Here is a 21,464-nt window from a genome sequence, read left to right as displayed (position 1 = left end):
TCGTGAACACAAGACCGTTATGTGAAAGACTAATATAATTTCAGAGTGTATTTTTAGGGATGAATTAAACATAGTTTAGAGTATTTAAAATTGCTATTAAGTTAGTAAAGATTATTTATATTAGGTGGTGTAAGATATGGGATTGAAAAATATATTGCAAAATCAATATATTGCTAAGGGAATAAAACTAAATTATTATGAAGTTGAAAACAACCTGCCTGTGTTAGTTATGTTACATGCACAGGGTACAGATGCAACAAGTTTCAATAATACATTCAATGCTTTATCAAAGATATTTCATATATTTTCGGTGGACTGCCCCGGTCATGGATCAAGTGATAAGGATAAAAGCCATTACAATATAGTTTCTATAGGTAATGCCATTGTTGATTTCGCAGAAAATCTTGTTGGCAACCCTTTTTATATCGTCGGTCATTCATCTGGTGGATTAATTGCAGCTTATGTTGCATCAAAAACAGAAATGTGTTCTGGATTGATTTTGGAAGACCCTCCTTTATTTTCATGTCAAGGTCAACGCCGATATAAAACATTTAATTATTTAGATCTATCAACTGTTTGCCATAACTACATTGAGCAAAATGTTCAAGAAGATTTTGTAATTTATTATTTTGAACGCCAAAAAATGTGGGAATTTTTTCCTAATAAATCAAGAGAAAAAATAAAGCTCAAACTATTAAGCTGTGCAAGAAAATATAGAATAAAACACCCACATAAACCTTTAAAAGTGCCATTCTTCCCTAAAAGTGCATTAGAGGCTTATCGTGGTATGAATGAATATGACCCGTATTTTGGAGATGCCTTTTATAATGATACCTTTAATGGAATCGTTTTACACGCAGAAATATTAAAAAGCATCTCTTGCAAAACTCTTTTAATGAAAGCAAAAACAAATTATGATAGCAAAAAAGTTTTGCTTGCGGCAATGAGTGAAGAAGATGCAAACTTGGTACAAGAACTAATGGACAACTGTGAGCTTGTTAGATTTGATTGTGGGCACGGAATTCATATTGAGAAGAAGAATGAATTTATACAAGCTCTTATCAACTTCGTCAAATGAGCATTATACGAAGTTGCTAAAATCATTATAAATTAAAATTTTGACAGATAGTCAAGTAGCTTATATTAGTCCTACACATAACAACATGTTCACGCTTCGGGTCTTAGTGGGAACGGTCAAGGAAGCAAGTCAGACCACATCACTTCACCGGGTGTGACCACCGCCAGGCGGGAAAGCCAGGGATGTCCGGTTCAGTGACGTCGTGAACACAGAGCCGATATATAAAAAAAATACATTAGTTAATGGGTCTCTTTTATAACAGTGTATATAGATGGGATTATTTGTAATAGTAATAAACTTGTATTTTAGTGTTAGTTAAAAGAGGTTAAGAATGAAAAAAATTATAACAGTTTGTAGTATTGTAATATTAGTTGTTTTAATATTATCTTATGTAAATAATTTTTATGTAGAAAATAAAAATCAGAAATCAGATGGACTATCTAAATCGTTAGTCAGTACTAATGACGATGCAAAATGTGTATATTATGGATTAGGTGAATCATCTGAACTAATAGGAATTACACAAAAAGATGGAAAAATTAAGTATAGCACTATTTATGAATTAAAAGTTGCAGATACAGATGTAGGGAGTGCTATAAGGATTGATTTATATATTAAGTTAAATAATCATACAAATGAGCTGGAAAATTATGATGTTATAATTGATCCAATAGGAGCTAGATTATTAGAAAAAAGCGAATTTAAATTTTTAGAACATCATAATATTATTTCAGGTAATATAAAATTAAGTGCAAATAAAGATGAAAAATTTAAAAAATATATTGATAAACAGTATTATGAAAGGTTTTCTAATAAATTATCAATAGAAAATTTAACTAACTTAAAAGAAAACATTTATGAAAATGATGACGGTGAAGTGTTTATAGAATTTATAGTAAAAAATGAATGGCAAGGTATTTTTGATATTACATTAAAACTTGATAAAATATCCGAAAACAAACTAACACTTATAGTTGAGTAATATTATTACTAATACTGGTCAATGTATTTTCATCCTATAACAACATGTTCACGCTTCGGGTCTTAGAGGAATGGTCAGAGGAAGAAAGTCAGACCACATCCCTTCACCGGGTGTGACCACCGCCAAGACGGTCTATCTATGGTGTCCGGTTCAGCGACGTCGTGAACACAAGACCGTTATAGGACATTTACTATATCAGAGAATAGTTATATGGGTATTTTATAGTAATAAATCATAGATTAGAAAGGATAAGAATAATGGATAGATTGTATAAAATAGTAGAAGGATATTTTAAGAGATTTCCAAAAGGTGTTGAACCATATCAAATGGCTACAAGAATATTAGAAGAATGTGGAGAAGTTGCGAAAGAGGTTAATCATTTTGAGGATTCAGGAATAAAAAGGCTTAAATATGGTGAGCCAAATAAAGATAAATTAGCAAATGAAGTTAGACAAGCTGTTGTAGCCTTAATGCAGTTAGTAGTATATTACAATATTGAAGATGAATTTGAAAAATCAATAGAAGCATCATTAAACGGAATGAGAGCAGAAAAACTAATCGATTAAAGTTTTTTATATAATTATAATTTGAGTACACAAGAAAAGTATTACGTTAACTAAGATTTTAGAAAGAACTGATAAAATGGTTAGCTCATAAAATTGTTAATTAAATTTATAGTTTAATATAAGTAATGCGTGTAGAAGTAGCAAACATCCTATAACAACATGTTCATGCAAGGGTCTTAGCGGGGTGCGCCAGTTCGGCGTTTAATATATAGCTAGGTGAAACTCCTAGCCTGGTAAAGTTTAGCCAACAGCCAGTATCTAGCCTTGGAGCCGAAGCGGTGACGTAAGGTTTAAGCGTAGGCAAGAAAGTTTGAGAGCCGTAATGCGAAAGCGTGAAGTGATAGAGCCTCGTTAGTCCGATAAGTGAAAGTCGATGTCATCCCTCTGACAGCAGACAAAAAGAAATAACCGATAAAGGAAAGGTTATGGAGAATTCACCGGGGTCTGAGAGCATGGCGAGCAAACAAGGTATATTAAGCGTACCTGGGAGGTCTTGTAGTTTTCTGAAATAAAGAAAACAGATAAGGATGGCATAAGGTGTAGAAAACCAAAGAAGTCTTAAGAGCTACAAGAAGTCGGACTAATTCATAGTAGTGAAGAAGCAGATGAAAGTCTGTGGAGCAAAGGGATTAGCATGTAAGACAATTCGGAAAGTAACACATGAAAGACACTAGAGGTTAAATAAACACATGGAAAAGATACAAGAAGAAATAAAAGAACTATCAATAAAACACGCAAAATTGCAAACACTAATGCACTATGTAAATGAAGAAAATTTAAAACAGGTGCATGAAAAACAGGACAAGAAAAAAGCAGTAGGAGTGGACGGGATAACAAAAGAACAATATTCAGAACAACTAGAAGAGAATATAAAAAATCTGCTAGAAAGAATGAAGAAGTTCTGCTACAAACCAAAACCCACAAGAAGAGTAATGATACCCAAAAGCGATGGAAAAATGCGACCATTGGGAATACTGTCATATGAAGATAAGCTAGTACAGACAATAATGGCAGAAATACTGAATGGAGTATATGAACCAAGATTTATGGACATATCATATGGATTTAGACCAAACAGAAATTGCCATCAAGCAATAAAAATGATAAACAATACGATAATGCACAAAAACGTAAACTATATACTAGACTGTGATATAAAAGGCTTTTTCGACAATGTAGACCAAGGATGGCTAATGAAATTTTTAGAACACGATATACAAGATAAGAATTTTCTTAGATATATAGTAAGATTTCTAAAAGCAGGAATATGGGAAGACATGAAATACGTAGAAAGTGACAAAGGAACAATTCAGGGTGGAAATATATCACCAGTACTGGCAAATGTATACCTACACTATGTATTAGATATATGGTTTGAAAAGTCGGTGAAACCAAAACTGCATGGAGAAGCGTATCTGGTGAGATATGCAGATGACTTTGCAATACTGTTTCAAGCAGAAAGCGAAGCGGAAAAAGTATACAAGATGCTAATAGAGAGATTGAAAACATTTGGATTAGAAGTAGCAATAGAAAAGACAAGGATAATACCATTCGGAAAACATAGAGGAACAAAAGAAAATTTTGATTTTCTCGGATTTACATTTGTAAATGGAAAAACAAAAAATGGTAAATATCGTGTGCATATCAACACAAGCAAGAAAAAGCTAAAAGTAAAAAGGCAAAATGCGAAAAGTTGGCTAAAAGAAGGAATGCACAAACCTATTGATACAATAATGAAAAGCTTGAAAAGAAAACTGATGGGACACTATAACTACTATTTACTTTAAGAAAACCTTAAAAAGAAAGGGTGTCGGGTTCGTCTACTCGACAAATCGATTATACCAAGACCCAAAATGGTGTGATTGTCTGTCAAGATGGTTTCAAGGCAATGACCCATTCGCCCGAGGATTTTCAGAAAATTGGTGAGCAGTCGGGATACCCCTATCATGTCCAAGAAGTGGATGAGTCTAGTGTGTTTCTTATCATCTGTAAGAAATAATTGAATTGTAAAGTAGGCAGTAAAATTCCAAGCTACTGGAGCACTTTAATCTTAGCAATGTAGCAAGGTGATAATTATAGATATGCAAAATGGAAAGATTATTTATATAATTTGAGGATACTAGATGGAAAAAATAGTATGGGTAAAGAGTTGGTCAGGACTGAAACCCAATGATGGTTTAGATGAAGTTAATGCCTATTTAGAACAGGGATGGAGTGTGAAAATGATTTCAGCCTGTGCAATGGGAGATTCTTCAAATTTAGGCCAAGCATATATAGTTATTGAAAAAAAGAATAAATAGAGATTATGAGCATAATACGAAGTATATAAAATATATTTTTAATTAATTAATAATTATTTAATAACATGTGAATATGGATAAAATCAGATGATAGAAAGATTTTTATAGATAAGCGTTTTGTGCAAGTCAGCACCACATTTTATCATCGTGTTTTACAGACAATCTCTGATGTCCGATGATGAAACTTCATGAACGCAGACCAGCTAGTAAAAGTCAACAAGAAAAATAAAAAAGTTTAGTAATATTGTTTAGCTAAAAAAGTGTAACCTTAATAAACCCAAACAATGAATTGCTTGAAAAACAATTAAAACTTTATGTAAGGACTTAATAATTATGCAGCAAGTAGCTGTAATGATTGTTTGTAGTTACTAATATGAGTTTCTGGAGAACGGAGTTCAAAAGATTTTTCATCACGTAGCACTGCAAAAATGATATTACAGATTTTGTGCATAACAGCACCAATAGCAACCTTTTTAGGTTTAGATTCAGTTTTCTTTCGGTAATAAGCTTGTAAATAGGGATTAATAGCTTTACCATTACTTGTAGAACGTATATTAGACAAAGCAATAGCAAAAACAACACGTCTAGCGATACGTGAACCACGCTTAGACATATGCATTTCAGTAGCATTGAATTTGCCTGATTGGTTAACTTCAGGATCCATACCAAAATAAGCAAACAGCTGTTTAGGGTTCTTAAAAGCACTAAAATCACCAATTTCACACATTATGGTAACAGCAGATAAAAAACCAACACCAGAAATTGAATCTAGCAAATGAATTTGATTAATAAACTTTTCGGATTTATGCTTATCAACAAGCAAATTTATTTGATTTAAAATAGATTCAATAACAGTATCTAAATATTCGATTAAGTCAATAGTTAAAGAAATATTGAAATACACACTATCAATATTACAACCAAAGGTTTTGGCTGCATTTGCTGCGTTAGAAAGTTTTTCGTAGCATTGAGTAGCTTTTGAAATACCTTTTCTAGAAGATTTAGATATTTTTTCAATCAAAGATGATTTATGCGCTCTTAATATTTTATCAGGAGTACAATAATTCTTTAAAATCATGCGAGATGTAACACCACAAACATCTGAGAAAATATTAAGGTATTGAGGAAAAACAGTATGTAAATCCGCTTTTAGTTTATTAATATGAGCTGAGCGTTGATCCATAATGTCATAATGTTTACGAACTAAGCTACGAAGCTCTAAAACAAGCTTAACAGGCATAACAGAGGTTTTTAAATTGTTAGATAAACCAAGTCTAGCGATGCCAATAGAATCTAATTTATCATTTTTTACTTTCCTTATTCCTGAATTTTTGATAGAATGAGTGATGAGAGGGTTAATAATATGGGCCTCAAATCCTGATTCATTCAGGAAGCAGAAGAGCGGAAAGTGATAGATTCCGGTAGATTCCAGGAAAATGTGTGATTTCATGGAATGTGACTCTTCTGCTTTTTTTATTGCAGAAATAGCACGTTCAAGAGAATCTATACTGTTATGTAGTATTTTAAAAGGTTTCAAAATAATGTTTCCGTTGTTATCAACAATAGACATAAAACTAAAAGTTGAACCAACATCAATACCAACGGAGATATAGTTACGATTATTAAAATTAAACATAGAAAGCTCCTTTCGAATAGGTATCCATAAATAGCAATGAGTACACAACCTGGCACGTTATTCGGGTATAGCTTATCAGCTCCCAACCAGCTAAAATCATAAATCCTCATTGAATGGATTGATTGTCTGTAGTTACAGGTATTGCCTTATAAAAGGCTCCCAAGGACGTTAACATCTACCATCCTATTCAATAAATATAATACCTTATGACTTAGACAAAGTCGAGAGTTGAATTTCTATACAATAACTTATGAGTTTATTCATGACTCAATGGTTGAATGATTGTATACAAGAATGATTTTCTTTATTCAGCTAGAACATGAATTAGATATGAATTAGCATAGTTTTTTGCTATGACTTTATTATACCAGAGACGTTAGATGAAATATTTTTACTGATATAAGCCTAATATTAATTATTATAGCACTAAATAATTTTGATATAGATAATTTTATATAAGACAGGTAATGAATGTTAAAAATATTATTTTTAAATATGATATGAAAGGAAAATTGAATGAATATTATAGCCGAAACATCAAGGATATCTATAAAAATGTTGGAAGAAAGTGATTTAGAATTAATACATAAATGGTGGAATGATGGAAGAGTTACTAAACATATGGGATTTCCAAATGGAATGAAAGTAACAAAAGAAAAATTACACCATAGATTCAAAGAACAGATTGAAGAGAAAAATAAAATACTTAATACTAGAATATACATAATTTACTCTAAAGAGATGAAAAAACCTATTGGAGAATTACAATATGGTGAAGCTGATATGGATAAAAAGAAATGTAGGTTAGGTATTAAAATAGGCGAGTTAGATGCTCAGGGTAAAGGAAATGGTAAGGAAGCATTAATCTGTTTTATACAATATTTGTTTAATAAACTGAAAATGCAGTTAATAGAGATTGATTCATTTCCTGAAAATGAAAGAGCATATAATTTATATATGAGAATAGGTTTCAAAGAAGTAGAGATATTAAAGAAGTTTTGGACTGATGAAACAAATAAAATACATGATTTAGTAATGATGGAACTAAAAAAAGGTGATTGGAAATTTAGTGAAGTAAAAATTAAATATTAAATAATAGAGTATCTTAAAAGCCAATCGAAAATACATCTTCTAACAACATGTTCACGCAAGGGTCTTAGTTGGAATGTCAAGTAAGAAAGTTAGCACCACATTCCTTCGCCGGGTACGATCATCGCTAAGACGGACAACTTATATGTCTGATTCAGAAACGTCGTGAACTCAGAAACGTTAGACGAAGGTACTGGTGTTTGCCAAGCATATTCCTTATTGACCTATTGGATGTTAAGTTTAGCTAATGTGTCTGTTAAATTTGTTATAGGTAAGGCTGATACTGGTAACAAAATTGCAAGTCATTCATGGAATATGGTCAATTTAGGAGGGTACTGGTTTAATCTTAATGTTACTTGGGATGATCCTATACCAGATGTTAGAGGTAGAATAAGATAGGATTATTATATGCTTACAGATAAAGTTTTTAGAAGAAACCACACTCCATGTAGTTTATATACATATCCAAAGGCTTATAAAAATTATTATGAATATTTAAATGAGTTTGCTCAAAATGAATCAAATCTAATTAGAAATAAGACAACTGATGGTGAAAATAGTACAGTAATTATACATTAAAATTTCAGTCATATTACAAAATATGGTAAACGTTTATAAAGCTAAAAGAAGAGGTGACCATATGAATAAGTTAAAAAAATTTAAATTACTAGTGTTAATAATGTTATTTTTATTTTCTTTATGTTCATGTAGAAGTGATAATAAATACTCATCACAATATGTGAACGTACATAGTAGTATTGATGATGTATATATGAATAAAACAATGTTTAAAACCAAGGAAGGTTTTTTAAAATATACTGACGATTTTATAAATAGGGCTTCTAAATATCTTAATATAGATAATCTTGAGTGGCTTAGAAAAAAAAGCTAAATATAATTTTTATAGATGATCTTAAGGAATTAGAAAATAAAAAAATATATTTAAATACGACTGAGTTCGCAAAAGGAAGTATAGAATATGAATATAAAATTTTAAAGTATTTAGAAAAACATATAGGGATAAATAATTCATATTTGCAGGATGTATTTGCTCTGTACATATGTGACAGTATATGTGTCGATAAAGGTGATGATAACTTTTTAAACTATGTATATGAATATGCAGCATGCAAATATCTTCAGGATGGTGACAAATTAAGTGCTTTAAAATTTATTGGTGATATCAATAGTTTTGATGTAGAAAAAAATATAGAAACAACCTGCAACTATTTAAATTATAGTTTTTTTAAGTATATAAATGAGAAGTATACTATTAATAAAATAGTAGAAATATCAAAAATGAAGAATAATATTGAATATCTAAATATATTTAATAAAACCTTAGATGAGCTGAGAAAAGAATGGATACACTATGAATTAAATAATAATTGTAGCCTAGTTGATAAAATGAATATTTATGGTTTGGAAAATGGCATTACAGAAGAAGAATTAATACAGCTTTCTTATTTTGATAAATATTTTAATTTAAAAAAAATTAATTCTGTAGACAAAATAAATAAAGATGAAGCTATATACGATGTAAATTTGTATTTTAAGTTACTTAAAGCTACATATGGTGCATACAATTATTTGGGTGGAGATGAGCAATTTGAAACAGCCTACAACAATATTGTTGATGCATTAAGTACAAAAGAAATAGTTTGCACAAATGAATTAGAGGAAATTCTTCGTGAAAATTTAAAATTTGTACATGATTCACATTTTACTATTGGTAATAGTAGAGATTATAATACATATTATTTCAATGAAGACTACAATATTTCTTATGAAAAAAACAATTACTATATGGAAGTTGACGATAAAAAATATAAAATTTTAAAAATCAATAATGACGAAAACATAGACCAATATATAAAACCCTCTTTAAATGCAAATGGTCAAATGAGTTATGCAATTTACATAGAAGGCAAGTCTAAACAATTTTTTATCAATAGAGATATTGAATTAGATAATAATAATTCTATCAAATATATAACAATTAAGCTAAATGAAGATGTTTGTTGTTTTCAAAAACCAAACAAAATATTTGAGTATAATGAACTAGAAGGCATACCTGTATTAACAATAAAAAGCATGAGTAATGTACCTTTAGATAAGTCTGCACTTGAATGGATTAAATCAGCCAATTTAATTAAAGATAAACAGTATGCAATAGTTGATTTAAGAGGTAATAGTGGAGGGAGAGGTGAATTTTGTGATTACTGGATAGAAGAATTGACAGGACAATTGCCAGTAAGAGAAAATAGCAGTTATATAATAAGTAGTAAGCAGTATATAGAAATCATATTTGAAATACTAAATTATCCTGGGTATAGATATAACAAGTATAGTTTTTATTACCCATCTTTATATGAAACTTTAGATGAAATGATTAATGAAAGTAAAGACAAGATGGAGATAAAAGAAGACAAAAAAATATCAGTTGAAAAAATTAATACTGAAATATATGTATTATATAACAAATCGACTGCTTCAGCTGCAGAATGTTTAATAGAAGCATTGAACGATGTAGAAAATGTAACATTTGTTGGTACAAATTCAAGTGGGGCGCTACTTTCCAATGTAGATGGAGCTTGGTATTTACCAAATTCTCATATATCAGTCAATATGGGATATAATTTGCATGTAATAGAGGATGAAAATTTTAAAGAAGGCGAAGGTTTTGAACCGGATATTTGGTGTAATAGTAAAGATTGCTTAGAACGAGTAATAAAAATTATACAAGAAAGCAAAGATGGTAATTAATGTATTTTGCTAGTGTGAAATAAGTTCGTTTTGATTTGTACAATTCTTAGCAATGCTCCACAATGCTTTGAAAGCAAGATTATTCTTTTTTCTTCTAAGTCAACCTTGCAGAAGTCGATTTTATTTTGTTAGGGTTAGTTTTAGTAGTCTTGGTATACCATATTTTAAGATTTTCTTTGTCTTGTGTTTTTGTCTTGTTATAGCAGTTAAAATATAAAATATCAAAAAATGTAAACAAATGTTGTAAAAGGTAATAATTCCTTGTATAATATGTTTAGGTAATATTAGAAAAGGGGTGTTGTTATGAAAGTTAGTAAAGTATTAGTTGTTCTAATTGTTATTTTGTTACTTACAGGATGTGCAGAATCTAATATGAGTTCACAGGATAAAAAAGTTATCAAGGAACTAGAGAATGGAAAATATTTGAGTGAAACTGTAGTTGATGAAAAATTTAAACCAAGAGATGACTATTTCAATGAAGAAGAACCTGTTGATATTAAATGGGAATTGCTAGAGTTATCTAAAGCAAAATTTTGGTTTGACAGCAACATTGATTTACTGTCAAGGAAAGAATATATTTTAAAAAGTATAGATATAATTAATTTAGTCAATAAAAGATATAGTGCTGAAAAGAATTATGAATACTACATAAGCAATAAAGTTTATAACTTTAATGATGATAACAAAATATATATCAAATATAATAAGGACAAGTTTGATTCGTTTAATTTTATTATGCAAACTTTGTTTAATGTTTTTGGTGATACAAGTCATTATGGATTGATATATGGTGAAACAGTAGATTTGCAAAAGAAATTAAATATGTATGACGATAATTTAAAAGAGCTTGACATGGATTACATAAAAAGAAAACTACCACGTCACAATGAAATGCTTGATTTGACATTGCCAGTGTTTTCTGATAACTATTTCAATATAATAGATATTGATTATACAAGAAGCATTGCAACAAATTTGGTTAGTTACATAAAGGAAAACTATGGGGAAGAAAAATTTATTGAATTGTTAGAGTCATCATCTGAATTTACATTAGAATTTGATAAACTATATGCAACATATATAAACGAATGGCTTAAATCTATAGATGTAGATGTTAAAAAAGATGAAGAAACTGTACCTATTAGATATAAAATATTTGGAGATAAATATTTTCCTGTTGACATGTGCACAGAATGGATGCAATATTGTTTTCATCCTGCTTTTAAAGATCAATACAATTATTGGTATGTTTTTGATTGTTCATATAAATCAATAAAAGATTTTGTGAAATTATCAGAGCAAGAAATGGAGGATGTACGTAGTTTTTTAAATAATGGATATACAATAAACGATAGTAAAAATGTTATAACATATTTTGTGAAAGAAACTCATTGCATAGCTTATAATTTTGATTATTCCTATTGTGATTATTATAATGATGCTATGTGTTGTAATACTATATCAGCATATCTTCATGAATATTCGCATTTAGTTTCTATGGGTATAGATAAAGAAAATAGAAATTACAAGGGATTCTTTAATGAGGGAATAGCACAATATTGTGCTTACAGATATAATATTTATGATGAAAATAGATTTCAAGTTACATATGTAAGTAATAGTTTAAGTAATAATAAATATAATTACTATAGAATGAATGTTAGTAAAGAATTATTTGATTCATATCTTAAATCAATAGGTATAGATAATCCTAATAAAGAGCTTTTTAGTGATAAAAACAGAATATTTGATTATCTGGAAATGAATTGCTATAAAGAATATCAAAAAAGAAAACATGAAATATTTAGAGATGAGCAATTTTATAGATATACTTTTGGACCAATATTTACAAGATATTTAATAGATAATTATGGTATTGAAAAATACATGGAAATGTTTTATAATCCTGATGATTTTGAATTAATCTATTCTAAGAATTTTGCAAGTATGCGACAGGATTTTATTATTTACTTAACTACTAAATATAATAAATTTGTAAAATAAAGAAATTATAATATTAGCCTTCATATTAAGATAATTGTTGATCAAGTAAAAAGTAATGAAGTAAAGTTATTAAATAGAAAACACAAAGCACTTATTTTGAATAGTATTGTTTTGTGTTTTTTGTTTGTAATTTTAAATTAGGTGTTCTATTAAAAATTTGTAAGTGTTAACAGGTAGAATTGTTGATATTTTAAAATTCCAAAGAAATTTAGGAGTTAATAGAATGGTTAGAAGAATGAATTTCTTTCTTTAGTACTGTAAAACACTTTACTAAAATTAACCAATTTATTATAAAATAATTTAAAAACATTGCGTGTCCGCTAAATGCCAAAAGAGCAGGATATAATCCACCATGTGTTAAGTTAGGCAAGTGTGTTGACTGTGTATCTAAGGAACGAGTTTGTAACTGTCTTGTTATTATTGAAGTACAAACTGATAAAGAAAGAATTAAGCTTTTAGTTGTAGATGAAGATTATGGGCATTAATAATTAGTAACTAAATATGAAGCAAGAAAGGTAAATTACATTGAAAAACAAATTTGAATATAAAATTTTTGGTAATGGTTTTAATACCTTGGTCATTGAGCTTGGTATAGGTTGTAGTTGGAATGATTGGTTAAATGTTATTGATGAATTGAAGGATGATTTTACAATATTTATATATCGAAGATTAGGTTATGGGAATAGTTGCAAACCACAATCAGAGAGAACAACTAGAAATATTGCTATGGAGTTGCATAGTTTATTGGTTGAATTAAATATAAATAATTTTATTATGGTAGGGCATTCATTTGGTGGATTATGTACTATACAGTTTGCTAAGATGTATAAAGAGATGATAAAAGCAGTTGTGCTTGTTGATTCAACCTCTTTTAATTGGAAAAAACTTTATGAACTTAATAATCCTGTTATGAATGAAGCTATTTCTATAGATAAGATGGCAGAAGAAAATTTTAAAAATGGAAAAATTACTATTGGTAATGAATTTAAATATTTTGAAGCTAGTGCAAATGATATTAAAAGCATAGATGAGTTTCCTAACGTACCGCTTACAGTTATCGCAAGGGATAAGGATATTTCAGCTAATGCATTTGTAAAATATGATATGCCTCGTGATGAAGCAAATAGATACGAAGACGTATGGAGAGAGCTTCAGATTGAGCTGTCTAATTTATCTACACGAGGCAAGCTAGTTATAGCAGAGGGCAGTGACCACGAGGTATATCTTGATAAACCAGAGGTTTTGATTAGGTGCTTAACGGAGTTAAAGGATATATAGTTATCCAAAATGATAATTTGAAAATATTTTTGTAAATCTATTGACTTTGACGTCACGTCGTACTTTATACTGATTATGGAAGGGAGAAATGATAGTATGAAATTAATGACAATTAGTAAAGTATCAAAAGGTTTTGGAGTTTCTACAAGAACACTCAGGTATTATGAGCAATTAGGTATTTTGAAAAGTCAAAAGAAAGAGGGTTATGCATATCGTACATATGATGAAGCTGCTGTAAGACGTCTGCAACAGATTATTGTATTGCGCAAGCTACGTATTCCACTTAAACAGATAGATTTAATATTTCAAAATGATAATTTAGCTCATATGGTGGATGTGTTTCAAGATAACATTTCAAAGCTTGATAGTGAGATTACGGCACTAAGTTCTATTCGTTCAATTCTACAAAAACTGACATTAGATTTATCCGAAAGCATTAAAATGAGAACTGATTTTAATTTATTGAGCGATAAGGATACAATGAAAATTGTTGAATCGTTAAGCCTTTCCAAGATAAATTTTAAGGAGAAAAATTCAATGGAAGAATTAAACAAAGCAAGTGAAGAATTAAATATTTTGAAAAACGTTAGAAAGTTGTATTTACCACCACAAACAGTTGCATCGGCGCATTTTATTGGTGAAAATCCAGAAGACAATGCATATAAGATACTCGACAATTTTATTAGAAGTACAAATTTGCATAACATAAAACCTGATTTAAGGATTTTTGGTTTTAATAATCCTTCACCACAAACTGCAAATGATGTTTATGGATATGAATTTTGGGTTACTATACCAGCAGATTTAGAAGTACCTTCACCACTTAATAAAAAACACTTTGAAGGTGGATTATACGGTGCACACAGTATTAGAATGGGCGATTTTTCTGAGTGGAAAAAATTATATAATTGGGCACTTAATAATGAAGAGTATGATTTGGATATAAGAGAACCATTGGGAATGGAAGGAAGCCTAGAAGAACATTTAAATGCGTATTACGATTATCTATTAAATAAAGAACATATAAGTTATACTCAATTAGACCTATTAATTCCAATTAAACCAAAGGATAAATAATACTCTTATAGAGATGGTTATAATATTTTAAACTAAGTTTAAAATATTATAACCATTTTTTTATGAACTAATTCTATATTAATGTGGTTCGCTTATTGCTATTTTTCCTTTTTCTTTTTCTTTTTTCGACATATTGTAACATTATCTTAAATTGTAAATATATTATAGTATGACAGCTAATATTTGTAATAATAAGAGGTGAAAACAATTGAATAATTTTATAAATAATAGCTCTAACAAATGCTGTAATGATAATCTTAATGATTTCTTTAATAATAACCATTATTGTCATAATAACTATTATTGTCATAATGACAATTATTGTTTAAATGACAATGATTATTGCTTTACACCATCTGATTGTTGTTGTGACGACCATTTTTATTGCTGCTGCCAAGGCCCAAGAGGTCCAAGAGGACCAAGAGGACGAAGAGGTCCACAAGGCTCAGAAGGCCCACAAGGTCCACAGGGCTCAGAAGGCCCACAAGGTCCACAAGGTTCAGAAGGCCCGCAAGGTCCCCAAGGTTCAGAAGGCCCGCAAGGTCCCCAAGGTTCAGAAGGTCCGCAAGGTCCACAAGGTTCAGAAGGCCCGCAAGGTCCACAAGGTTCAGAAGGCCCACAAGGCCCACAAGGATCAGAAGGCCCGCAAGGTCCACAGGGCTCAGAAGGCCCACAAGGTCCACAAGGTTCAGAAGGCCCACAAGGCCCACAAGGTTCAGAAGGCCCACAAGGTCCACAAGGTTCAGAAGGCCCGCAAGGTCCACAAGGTTCAGAAGGTCCACAAGGTCCACAAGGTTCAGAACACATGCACAAGGTTCAGAAGGCACAAGGCTGCACAAGGTTCAGAAGGCTGCACAAGGCTGCACAAGGTTCAGAAGGTGCACAAGGTGCACAAGGTTCAGAAGGTCGCAAGGTGCACAAGGTTCAGAAGGCTGCACAAGGTGCACAGGGCTCAGAAGGCTGCACAAGGTGCTGGGGCTCAGAAGGCGCAAGGTCCCACAAGGTTCAGAAGGTGCACAAGACTGCACAAGGTTCAGAAGGCACAAGGCTGCACAAGGTTCAGAAGGCTGCACAAGGCACAAGGTTCAGAAGGCACAAGGCTTGCACAAGGTTCAGAAGGCTGCACAAGGCTGCACAAGGTTCAGAAGGTGCAAGGCTGCACAAGGTTCAGAAGGTCGCAAGGTGCACAAGGTTCAGAAGGGCAAGGCTGCACAAGGTTCAGAAGGCTGCACAAGGTGCACAGGGCTCAGAAGGCGCAAAAGTCACAAGGTTCAGAAGGTGCACAAGACTGCACAAGGTTCAGAAGGTTCACAAGGACTGCACAAGTTTCAGAAGGCTGCACAAGGTTCAAGGTTCACAAGGTTCAGAAGGCCCACAAGGCTGCAAGGTTCAGAAGGTGCACAAGGTGCACAAGGTTCAGAAGGCACACAAGGCTGCACAAGGTTCAGAAGGCACTGCACAAGCTGCACAAGGTTCAGAAGGCCCACAAGGCCCACAAGGTTCAGAAGGTCCACAAGGTCCACAAGGTTCAGAAGGTCCGCAAGGTCCACAAGGTTCAGAAGGCCCGCAAGGTCCACAAGGTTCAGAAGGCCCGCAAGGCCCACAAGGTTCAGAAGGCCCACAAGGCCCACAAGGTTCAGAAGGTCCGCAAGGTCCACAAGGTTCAGAAGGCCCGCAAGGTCCACAAGGTTCAGAAGGCCCGCAAGGCCCACAAGGTTCAGAAGGCCCACAAGGCCCACAAGGTTCAGAAGGCCCACAAGGCCCACAAGGTTCAGAAGGCCCACAAGGCCCACAAGGTTCAGAAGGTCCACAAGGTCCACAAGGTTCAGAAGGCCCGCAAGGTCCACAAGGTTCAGCGGGTGGGGCAGCGTGTAGTGATTATTGCTGTGAAAGAGTTACTGCATTTATAACAGCATTGATAGACTATTTGCCTGATGATGAATCAGTAAGTGTAGATATAACTACCATTGGAGGAAGTGGAAATAATAGTATTGCAGTAGATATAAAGAGCACTGATACTATTGTTGATGGTTTGCTATTAACAACAAGTGGTAGTACCAAGACATCTATTAGAATATGCAATATACGTGAAATAGTATTTCCAAAAGTTGTATATATTAATGCGCCAGTATTACCACCTCCGGTTACAGGCTCAATTACATTAACTGTAGCTGATGTTCCACCACCAAGCGAGTGTGCTTTTTTAAATGGGTATAAGGCACTATTGGAAGAATCATTGGTTACTGAAGGCGATCCACCTGTTGTAATAGATGTGTTAGCATTTGATGTTATAGATTTTTATAACTTTGATTTGAATGGTCAAAAAGTTTTATCAATAACATCTGGAATGGCAACGTTTGAATACCCTGGAAACAAATCGGTGTTTGCTCCATATTGTAGTATTAGTTCACTTGTAGCTGATTTCTTGTATTAACATAATATAATAAAATATAGCAGGGATACTTATACGGTATCTCTGTTTTAAAGGGGATATATATGATAACTATAAGTTTGTGTATGATAGTAAAAAATGAGGAATTAAATCTTGCCAACTGTTTGAATTCAATAAAAGATGTAGTTGATGAAATAATAATTGTAGATACAGGTTCAACGGATAAAACAAAAGAAATAGCAAAAGACTTTACCGATAAAATATATGACTTTGAGTGGATATATGATTTTTCTGCTGCAAGAAATTTTTCTTTCTCAAAAGCGACTTGTGAATATATCATGTGGCTTGACGCAGATGATATAGTTTTAAAAAATGATTGTGTAAAATTAAAAGATATAAAAGAAAATTTAGATACAAAATATAATGCTATATCAATGGTTTATGACCTTGGCTTTTATGGTGATAGTAATGAACAAATTCAATTTAAACGGAACAGACTTTTAAAGCGTAGTAGAAATTATAAATGGTTAGGTTTTATTCACGAATATATATGTGTAACTGGCAATACTTATGAAAGTGACGTTCATATAACTCATACAAAAAATCATGGTAGTAGCAGAAATCTTGATATATATCAAAAGAAAATTAAAGAAGGTTGTAAGTTATCAATTAGAGATACTTTTTATTATGGAAAAGAGTTATTTCATAATGGCTTTCATGATGAAGCAATAGAAGTGCTAAACAATGTAATAAATTCTCAAGATAGTTCTATTGAGCAAAAGTTTGACAGTATTCATAGTGTGTGTGACATTTATTTTTACAAAAATATGATAAGAAATGGAAGAGAAATATTATCAAAAGCATTTGATTTAGCTCCACTACGTGGTGAAACATTGTATAGATTTGCTTTTAGTTACCAGTTGGAGTCAAGATTTGAGATAGCTATAAGCTGGTATGAAATAATTGATAGCATATCTAAACCAAGTCTCTTATTAGGGGGATTTGTTTACAACAAATATTATACGTGGCTTCCACATGTGCAACTTTGCGTTTGTTATTATGCAATAGGAAATATAGAAAAATCAAAATATCATAATGACATAGCATTTAAAATGAATCCTAATAATAAATATTCTATAGCAAACAATAAATTTTTTAAAATAACTAAAAGGACAGTTTGAATTATTACAGACTGTCCTTTACTATTATTATAATTATTTTTCTTTAAGTTCATCGACCTCTTCAACTTTTTTTGCTTTCGCAGCAGCTTTTTTTTTGGTTGTAGTTTTCTTTGTAGTTGTTTTTTTTGCTGTAGTTTTTTTAGTAGAAGCTTTTGCTGCACGTTCTTGAATTAGAAGTTGTTCTTTCTTTTCAATTTCTAATTTAATAAGTCTTTTTCTCTCATTGTCTTCTTCGATTTCTTTAAGTCTTGCATCTAGATCTTTCTTTATAGAATCTTTAGCAGCTTTGTTTAATAACTTCAAATGATGATCAAATGCATCGGGGTACAAAAAAGTTTTTTGACCTTCAGCTTCGGAAAATTGAATTAAAATATGGTTATTGACTTGATCTATAATTTGACCTTCACCAAACTTATTGTGGTTAACTTTTTCATTAATTAAGTTCATGTACATCTCACCTTCCTATATGATTTTTTAGTACATAAAAATTTACATCTATATTATAACATATATTGAAGCATAAATGTTATAATATTTTTAAAATTATAATATATTGTATTTTTATGCAAAATCACTTTAAAATTATATTTAATGACTTTATTGGTAATATAATTATTATTACCCAAATAACTATAATTAATCGACAAATGAACTAAAAGAAAGCATTTAATATAATAGAAGTATAAGATTTAATAGCAAATTATAACAAATATAGTAATATAATAACATTAATATTGTAATATATTCAAAATGTGTTAAAATAATCATAAGGATTATCTAAAATTTGGGAGGTAGTATTATGAAATTATTTAAAGACACTAGCGGAAAAAAAGAAGAAATCATAAAAATTACTAACAATGCAGATAAGGTTATTAGAAAAAGTATTGAAAAAATAAGTAAGACATCTAACACAATAAGTGAAATTAATACAGAAATAAACAACATAAGTAATAAGGCAGATAATTTAGTTTGTGGTGCTGATAGACAAAGTGAAAATATTGTTAGTATAGTTACAGAACTAGACACTATTTGTGATTATGCTGATAACACTTTAAATAAAACAACTGAACTCTCAAATAATTCAAAATTAACTTATGAAAAAGTTGTACAAAATAGAGAAGAGATAGAATATACCATAAATGAATTTGATCAAGTTAAAGAAGATATAAATAATACTAGCAGTGTTGCTCAGGATCTTCAAAAGAAGGTTGAATATGCAGATTCTTTGGTAGTAGCAGTGGAAGGAATAACAAAACAAACTAAAATTTTATCTGTAAATGCATCTATAGAGGCAGCAAGAGCTGGTGTTCATGGCAAAGGTTTTGGTGTAGTTGCGGAAGAGATTATGAAAGTTTCTGAGCAAACTGCAAATGTAAATAAAAAAGTTGATGACATTATCAAAGAAATAGGTAAGCTCTCAGAAAATATGCAAAATGCAATGAGCATTAGTATAGATAAGATAATTAACCAATCTACAAAGCTTAAAAAAGCTGTTTCAGAATTTAATGAAATTGAAAATGCAACAAGAGAATATTCGGAAAACAATATGGATTTGGCAAGCAATAGTAGAGAATTAAATGATAAATTTTATAAAATAAAAGAGAGGGTAAATAGTATTTCAGAAATAATTAAAGATAATAAAAAATCAACTATCGATGTAACAAAATCTATTAAACACGAATTAGAGCATTTTGATAAACTATCTAGTACTATTGAAAATGTTGAAGATAAAATGATAGAATCATTGCAATTAACAAATAAGGTTTCACAACATGATAATAATATAATAATTGCGGGAATATCACCTTATCCACCATACGCTATGTGTACTAAAGACGGAGATATGATAGGTATTGATTGTGATATAATAAAAGAAGCTTTTAAAGACACTGATATTAAAGTGCAATTTATGATGTGTACTTGGGATGGTTCTCTTAAACTTCTTAAAAATAATTTAATTGATATGATAACTACAGTATCTTGTAGTAAGGAAAGAGAAAGCTATATGAATTTCTCAAAACCGTATAGAGAAAAATCAAAATATTTATTTTATTCACTGAAAAAATCAGATGTTTCAATTAATTCATATGATGATTTATATAAATATAAAATAGGTGTACAGAATTTCAAATACAACAGTAGGTTTGATACAGACGACAAACTAAATAAAGATAATACTGCTATTGATTTAGATACAATATTTAAAAAGCTATTTAAAGGTCAGATAGATACGATTATTGCTAACGAGTATGCAGCTAATTATTATATTAAGGACAGCGGACTTGGTGAGTATTTAAACGTTCAAAAATACTGTTTTACAGAAAGCAATTTAGATGAAAGAATGGCATTTTGTAAAAAACCTGGTATTGATCAATATGTAAAAATATTTGATGATAATGTTGAAAAAATGGTATTAGATGGAACAATAAAAAAAATAGAGAGTAAGTATCTATAATAAATAAAATAGTAGATTACAAATACAATAAAGCCCTTAAGAAAAAACTTAAGGGCTTTATAATTCATTTATTTAATCTTAATTTTTCTATATAAATTATAATAAAATTTTATAAACATAAACTATTTGATTATAATATTCAAAACTTTTTTCAAAGATTCCATCGTTATTTGTTATAACCTTTATTGAGGGTAGGTTCGTTTTTTTAACAGATATGTATAATTCGTTCATTTGGGCTTCTTTTGCAACAACAATCAACATTTTGAGCATTTCGGTAGCATATCCTTTATTCCTTTCTGATGGGCGTACGTCATAGCCAACTTGTCCAAAATCTTTTATGATTTCATCAGTAGAGTGCCTTAATTCTGTCATGCCTATAATTTTATTATCACTTTTTCTGATTGCAAAAAAAGTATCAGTTACTACCCAATCTTTGCTGACTGTTTTTTCACTAGTGTCATTTGTAACCCTTGTTAACCAGTCTTCATAGGTTTCTTTTTGTTCATAGTCTTTGGTATCATCAATGAAATTCTCTCCGTTTGAATAGAATTCATCCCAGTATTCTATGACCTTATCTTTTAATTCAATTGATGGTCTTATCAGAGCTATGTTCATAATGTTCTCCTTTTTAGTTCGAATTTACCTAATAGTATTATTATA

General features: G+C 30.7%; 20 protein-coding genes. 17 read left to right on the top strand and 3 right to left on the bottom strand.

All coding sequences use genetic code 11. The features are described from left to right. Nucleotides 1-136: 136 nt before the first annotated feature. From JYG23_RS07815 to JYG23_RS07795, 5 genes are all read left to right on the top strand, one after another. The gene (locus JYG23_RS07815; RefSeq protein WP_207236457.1) at nucleotides 137-1,078 is read left to right on the top strand and encodes an alpha/beta fold hydrolase; all 942 of its coding nucleotides are present in this window, start codon (nucleotides 137-139) and stop codon (nucleotides 1,076-1,078) included. Nucleotides 1,079-1,409: 331 nt separating this feature from the next. Then, the gene (locus JYG23_RS07810) at nucleotides 1,410-2,060 is read left to right on the top strand and encodes a hypothetical protein (protein ID WP_207237880.1); all 651 of its coding nucleotides are present in this window, start codon (nucleotides 1,410-1,412) and stop codon (nucleotides 2,058-2,060) included. A gap of 257 nt (nucleotides 2,061-2,317) precedes the next feature. Further along, a complete protein-coding gene (locus tag JYG23_RS07805) occupies nucleotides 2,318-2,626 on the top strand; it encodes a hypothetical protein (RefSeq protein ID WP_207237879.1) in 309 nt (102 codons plus the stop codon). Nucleotides 2,627-3,315: 689 nt separating this feature from the next. Further along, a complete protein-coding gene (gene ltrA, locus JYG23_RS07800; protein WP_207237878.1) occupies nucleotides 3,316-4,413 on the top strand; it encodes a group II intron reverse transcriptase/maturase in 1,098 nt (365 codons plus the stop codon). A 336-nt stretch (nucleotides 4,414-4,749) separates the two neighbouring features. Continuing rightward, nucleotides 4,750-4,926, top strand: a complete 177-nt coding sequence (locus JYG23_RS07795; protein ID WP_207237877.1) for a hypothetical protein — start codon at nucleotides 4,750-4,752, stop codon at nucleotides 4,924-4,926. Between the two features lie 331 nt (nucleotides 4,927-5,257). Here the strand turns inward: JYG23_RS07795 and JYG23_RS07790 are convergent, their stop codons facing one another. Continuing rightward, a complete protein-coding gene (locus JYG23_RS07790; RefSeq protein ID WP_207236171.1) occupies nucleotides 5,258-6,562 on the bottom strand; it encodes an IS110 family transposase in 1,305 nt (434 codons plus the stop codon). Between the two features lie 516 nt (nucleotides 6,563-7,078). Between JYG23_RS07790 and JYG23_RS07785 the strand changes: the two genes are divergently transcribed. The 11 genes from JYG23_RS07785 to JYG23_RS07740 all read left to right on the top strand — a co-directional run bounded on the left by JYG23_RS07785 (nucleotide 7,079) and on the right by JYG23_RS07740 (nucleotide 18,349). After that, entirely contained in the window at nucleotides 7,079-7,654 is a 576-nt protein-coding gene (locus JYG23_RS07785) for a GNAT family N-acetyltransferase (protein ID WP_207237876.1), read from the top strand. A gap of 228 nt (nucleotides 7,655-7,882) precedes the next feature. Beyond that, nucleotides 7,883-8,050, top strand: a complete 168-nt coding sequence (locus tag JYG23_RS07780; RefSeq protein ID WP_242631657.1) for a hypothetical protein — start codon at nucleotides 7,883-7,885, stop codon at nucleotides 8,048-8,050. A gap of 9 nt (nucleotides 8,051-8,059) precedes the next feature. After that, nucleotides 8,060-8,230 (top strand): hypothetical protein, encoded by a 171-nt coding sequence (locus JYG23_RS07775; protein WP_207237874.1) that lies wholly within the window; start codon nucleotides 8,060-8,062, stop codon nucleotides 8,228-8,230. A 61-nt stretch (nucleotides 8,231-8,291) separates the two neighbouring features. After that, a complete protein-coding gene (locus tag JYG23_RS07770) occupies nucleotides 8,292-8,543 on the top strand; it encodes a hypothetical protein (protein WP_207237873.1) in 252 nt (83 codons plus the stop codon). Between the two features lie 143 nt (nucleotides 8,544-8,686). Then, the gene (locus JYG23_RS07765; protein ID WP_207237872.1) at nucleotides 8,687-10,417 is read left to right on the top strand and encodes a S41 family peptidase; all 1,731 of its coding nucleotides are present in this window, start codon (nucleotides 8,687-8,689) and stop codon (nucleotides 10,415-10,417) included. A gap of 303 nt (nucleotides 10,418-10,720) precedes the next feature. After that, a complete protein-coding gene (locus JYG23_RS07760; RefSeq protein ID WP_207237871.1) occupies nucleotides 10,721-12,421 on the top strand; it encodes a hypothetical protein in 1,701 nt (566 codons plus the stop codon). Between the two features lie 525 nt (nucleotides 12,422-12,946). Beyond that, a complete protein-coding gene (locus JYG23_RS07755) occupies nucleotides 12,947-13,699 on the top strand; it encodes an alpha/beta fold hydrolase (protein ID WP_207237870.1) in 753 nt (250 codons plus the stop codon). Between the two features lie 96 nt (nucleotides 13,700-13,795). Then, nucleotides 13,796-14,776, top strand: coding sequence for an effector binding domain-containing protein (locus JYG23_RS07750; RefSeq protein WP_207237869.1), 981 nt, complete (start codon nucleotides 13,796-13,798; stop codon nucleotides 14,774-14,776). A 335-nt stretch (nucleotides 14,777-15,111) separates the two neighbouring features. Further along, nucleotides 15,112-16,686 (top strand): hypothetical protein, encoded by a 1,575-nt coding sequence (locus JYG23_RS07745; RefSeq protein WP_242631656.1) that lies wholly within the window; start codon nucleotides 15,112-15,114, stop codon nucleotides 16,684-16,686. A gap of 5 nt (nucleotides 16,687-16,691) precedes the next feature. After that, nucleotides 16,692-17,210, top strand: a complete 519-nt coding sequence (locus tag JYG23_RS14840) for a hypothetical protein (RefSeq protein ID WP_242631655.1) — start codon at nucleotides 16,692-16,694, stop codon at nucleotides 17,208-17,210. 62 nt (nucleotides 17,211-17,272) lie between these two features. Next, a complete protein-coding gene (locus JYG23_RS07740) occupies nucleotides 17,273-18,349 on the top strand; it encodes a glycosyltransferase family 2 protein (RefSeq protein WP_207237867.1) in 1,077 nt (358 codons plus the stop codon). Between the two features lie 33 nt (nucleotides 18,350-18,382). Here the strand turns inward: JYG23_RS07740 and JYG23_RS07735 are convergent, their stop codons facing one another. After that, nucleotides 18,383-18,796: a hypothetical protein gene (locus JYG23_RS07735; RefSeq protein WP_207237866.1), complete on the bottom strand. Its 414-nt coding sequence runs from the start codon at nucleotides 18,794-18,796 to the stop codon at nucleotides 18,383-18,385. Between the two features lie 352 nt (nucleotides 18,797-19,148). Here JYG23_RS07735 and JYG23_RS07730 point away from each other — a divergent pair, with 352 nt between their 5' ends. Continuing rightward, nucleotides 19,149-20,804, top strand: a complete 1,656-nt coding sequence (locus tag JYG23_RS07730) for a methyl-accepting chemotaxis protein (protein ID WP_207237865.1) — start codon at nucleotides 19,149-19,151, stop codon at nucleotides 20,802-20,804. A gap of 96 nt (nucleotides 20,805-20,900) precedes the next feature. On the opposite strand, the gene JYG23_RS07725 is transcribed toward JYG23_RS07730, so the two are convergent. Further along, the gene (locus tag JYG23_RS07725; protein ID WP_207237864.1) at nucleotides 20,901-21,419 is read right to left on the bottom strand and encodes a GNAT family N-acetyltransferase; all 519 of its coding nucleotides are present in this window, start codon (nucleotides 21,417-21,419) and stop codon (nucleotides 20,901-20,903) included. Between the last annotated feature and the right edge of the window lie 45 nt (nucleotides 21,420-21,464).

Origin of the sequence: Sedimentibacter sp. zth1, assembly GCF_017352195.1 — a bacterium.
Lineage (GTDB): Bacteria > Bacillota > Clostridia > Tissierellales > Sedimentibacteraceae > UBA1535.
The sequence above is the reverse complement of the archived record's forward strand: the minus strand, read 5'-3'. Positions and strand labels throughout refer to the sequence as shown.